The 3,633-nt window shown below is 58.1% G+C and carries 1 protein-coding gene; it reads left to right on the plus strand.

Annotation, left to right across the window (positions count from 1 at the left end; translation table 11 throughout):
• The first annotated feature begins 10 nt into the window (after nt 1–10).
• Complete coding sequence (locus AB4043_RS18310) at nt 11–3,415, plus strand: hypothetical protein (protein WP_442307721.1); 3,405 nt, start codon at nt 11–13, stop codon at nt 3,413–3,415.
• The last annotated feature ends 218 nt before the right edge of the window (nt 3,416–3,633 follow it).

Here is a 3,633-nt window from a genome sequence, read left to right on the forward strand (position 1 = left end):
AGAGAACATCATGTCAGATTCGCAAACGCAGCAGAATCCTCCCCTCGATTCCGACCAGCAATACCGCCATCGGCTTGCTCAGACTGCAATCGCGATGTGCTGTGGCGATGCCAAACACCCGTGCTGCCCTGAGATTGTCCAGCTTCTCGAAAGCGGTACCTATGCCGGTACGGAAGACGTTGTGCGAGGGCAGTTTCTGGATGAGGCTGCACTGATCCGCAACTTCCAGCGCCATCCTGATTTGCAGTCGCGGATCGCGTTGCTCACGCAATACACGCCTGGCAAATGGCTGCTTGAGCAGGAGTTCAAAGCGCGCCTCGACCCGAAGAATCCAGGCAAGCGCCTGATCGATCCGGCCGACACGACGACCGATGTGTACGACCGTGCGAAGACGGTGCGGGATGTCGGGGTGTGTCTCTCCGGTGGCGGCATTCGCAGCGCCACCTTCAACCTCGGCGTGCTTCAGGGACTGGCGCAACTGCGGAAGCTGGGAGAGATTGACTATCTCTCCAGTGTCTCCGGCGGCGGCTATATCCATCAGTTCCTGGCCTCGTGGATCAAGCGCGCTGGGATAGCGAGTGTGCAGGAGAAGATGGTCCCCATTCCTGCCGCGGACTCCGGACGCATAATTCCGCCGGAGCCGATTCGCTGGCTGCGCCGGTACTCGAACTACCTGTCGCCTTCCGTCAGTCTCTTCGGAGCGGATGTGTGGACCATCTTTACCGTCTGGATCCGCAACATGCTGCTCAACCTGGTGATTCTGATCTCGGCCATCATGACGCTTCTGCTGCTGCCCCATGCCGCAGTGACGGAGTGGGTGGTGCGCCACCTTGGCGTCGGTAGTGTAGGCAGCATCACGGTCCGCCTGCTGATCTTTGCACTTCTTGCCGGTATCGGCCTTTGGGCGGCCGGGGTGCTCTGGTATGCGTTCCCACGGTTCTGCGATGCCGTCACAGAGGCCGATAAGAAAACCCGGAAAGCCCGTTGCGGTGACCGCACGCACCCATGGCATGTACATGCGATTGTGGCAAGCTGGCTGTTGCTTGCGGCTTGTGCCGCACCTGTGGTGTACAAACTTTCGGTGCCGGGTGGATCGCAGTTCAGCAGGCGCGCCAATCGCGCTTATGCGCAACGGCCCAGACAGCAGTTGCCCGCGGACCGTGTGATCGTCCAGGCAAACTCTGACACAACTAAGGCAGAGTGGACGATCTGCAAAGACCAGGGGGATAGCTGCAAGTCTGTTTCGTCGCAGAATGATATGCGCCTTGCTCACGCCTGGTCAGACTACAAGCCCAAGTGCAGTGTTCCGGCTATGCTTCAGGCCAAGTGGATTCCGTGCGAGGCGACCCATCAGGCATATGTGGATCGTCACCTCATCACGCCGCAGTCGACGTGGCTGGACGAGTCTCCCTTGATCTGGCTCTACGATGCCTTCCCGTTGTTGTGCGTCCTCTTCTGCCTTGCCATCTGGGCGGGGCACAAGGAATCGGCCACCCTCCGTTGGAAGGTTACCTCTCTCCTGTTCCCACTCTTCGGAGGTATCTTCTGCATCGTGCTGCTCTACGGCATTGGGTATCTGTTTTTTGTGGGAACCTTCCTTGTCCATCAGAAACTGATCGCCTCTTTGGGTATCGCCGTACTTCCTTCGTTGTTGCTTGCCGTTCCATTCATCTCGCTGGAACTCTGTACCGGCCTGATGGGCACGCTCTTCGGCAGTGCACAACGTGAGTGGGTTGCGCGGCTGCGTGCTGTCTCAGTGCAATATGGCGTGGTGTGGTTCGCTTTGTTTGGCGTCTCGCTGCTTGGGCGCTATGTGTCGGAACTGATTGCACAGCAGGTGATCGTGAAGTACGCGGTCTGGAGCACATGGGTCGTCAGCACAATTTCAGGCGTTCTGCTTGGCAAGAGCCGTCTGACCAGCGGCAAACCGAATGAAGACCCTGACGCTCCGGGGCAGGGCGGTAGCTGGAGTCCAGCTGAGCTGGTCGTCAAAGTCGCTCCGCCCATCTTTATTGTCGGCCTGTTCGTTCTACTGGCGACGCTGATCAGTTGGCTGCTGGAAGGGAACGATCAAAGGGTCGTGATGGAGGTTACCTCCCGGTGGGCATGGCTGCTCCTGGCCATGGTGGCAACGTCGTTCTTCTTCAGCAGCCGCATCGACATCAATGAGTTCTCAATGAACGCGTTCTACCGCGACCGCCTGGCGCGCTGCTATGCCGGAGCATCAAACCCAAACCGCGTGCCGAATCGCTTCACWGGTTTTGATGTCGAAGACGGCAGGCTGCGGGTTAAAGACCTGGTGCCTTCTTCCTGGGTAGACCTCAACGGTCAGCCGGGCGCCTATCAGGGGCCGTTCCCCATCTTTTGTACCGCGCTCAACCTCACCACCGGACGCGAGCTTGCGTACCAGGAACGGAAGGCGGCCAGCTTCGCGATCACGCCGCTCTATTCCGGATATTCGACCGGCTGGACAGACGGCACCAACGACACGCTGCAATACAACGGCTTCGTCCCTACCATCGATCACATCAAGCGAGGCAAAGGGATTACGGTTGCAAGCACAGTCGCTATCTCCGGAGCGGCGGCATCGCCCAACATGGGCTTCCATTCCAGCAAAGCGATGGCCTTCCTTATGACCGTCTTCAATGTTCGTCTGGGCTGGTGGATCAGGAACCCGCGCCGGGCTGGAATTCCCGACTATCCGCGCAATGGCCTGGCGCAACTGGTGAAGGAACTTTGGGGAGTGACGAACGACACCGCGGGATATGTATATCTCTCAGACGGTGGTCACTTTGAGAACATGGGTCTCTATGAGTTGTTGCGCCGTCGCTGCCGGACAGTGATCGTCTGCGATGCAGAGGCAGACGGCTCGCTGCGGTTTGAAGGCATCGGCATGGCGATTCGTAAGGTACGTGTGGACTTCGGCATCGAGATCCGGATCAGGAGTACGGTGGACTACCCGACTCCCGGAGGAGAAGGCAGCACGGGTTCCGATAAGGCGCCGCTTCAGGAGAAACCCAACGAGAATGAGCCGTTGCAGGTAGAGATCGTTGAGCCGCCCGTCGATGCTGTTGCAAACTTACCTCCGAATCAGCACCAGCCGTCAGGAGCAGAAGGCCTGCTCAAGTTCAAGCATTGTCCGGGTAACCTCTTCCACGCGCTGGAGGCAGATATCTACTATCCCGAAGACAAGAGGGGCGAGCCGTATGGAAAGCTGCTCTATCTGAAGAGCACGCTCACGGGTGACGAGCCGGCTGACATCCTGAACTACCACCGTGTGCATAACGCCTTTCCTTTCGATACGACACTCGATCAGTTCTTTACCGAGTCGCAGTTTGAAAGCTATCGCCGCCTGGGTGAACACATCATTCTGAAAAAGGAGATTCAGGATTGGGTGAAGGAGCATGTGCAGTAGGAGTATCGATATACCYGCGGCGAGGACAAGAATCGGATATTGAAATCCCCTATAGATAGAGGCGTTTCGTCGCATTTGCTCCGCCATCGAAACCAACACTGTTGTGCGTAGCGCAACCACTTCGCACCGCAGGTGCGAATGTCTCGCTTAAGGACACGGCTTCAGCCGTGTCGTAACAAGGTCCACAGGGACCGCGGCTTTAGCCGCTGAGGTACGGC

This window comes from Terriglobus sp. YAF25, assembly GCF_052113305.1.
In the GTDB taxonomy this organism is placed as follows: domain Bacteria; phylum Acidobacteriota; class Terriglobia; order Terriglobales; family Acidobacteriaceae; genus Terriglobus.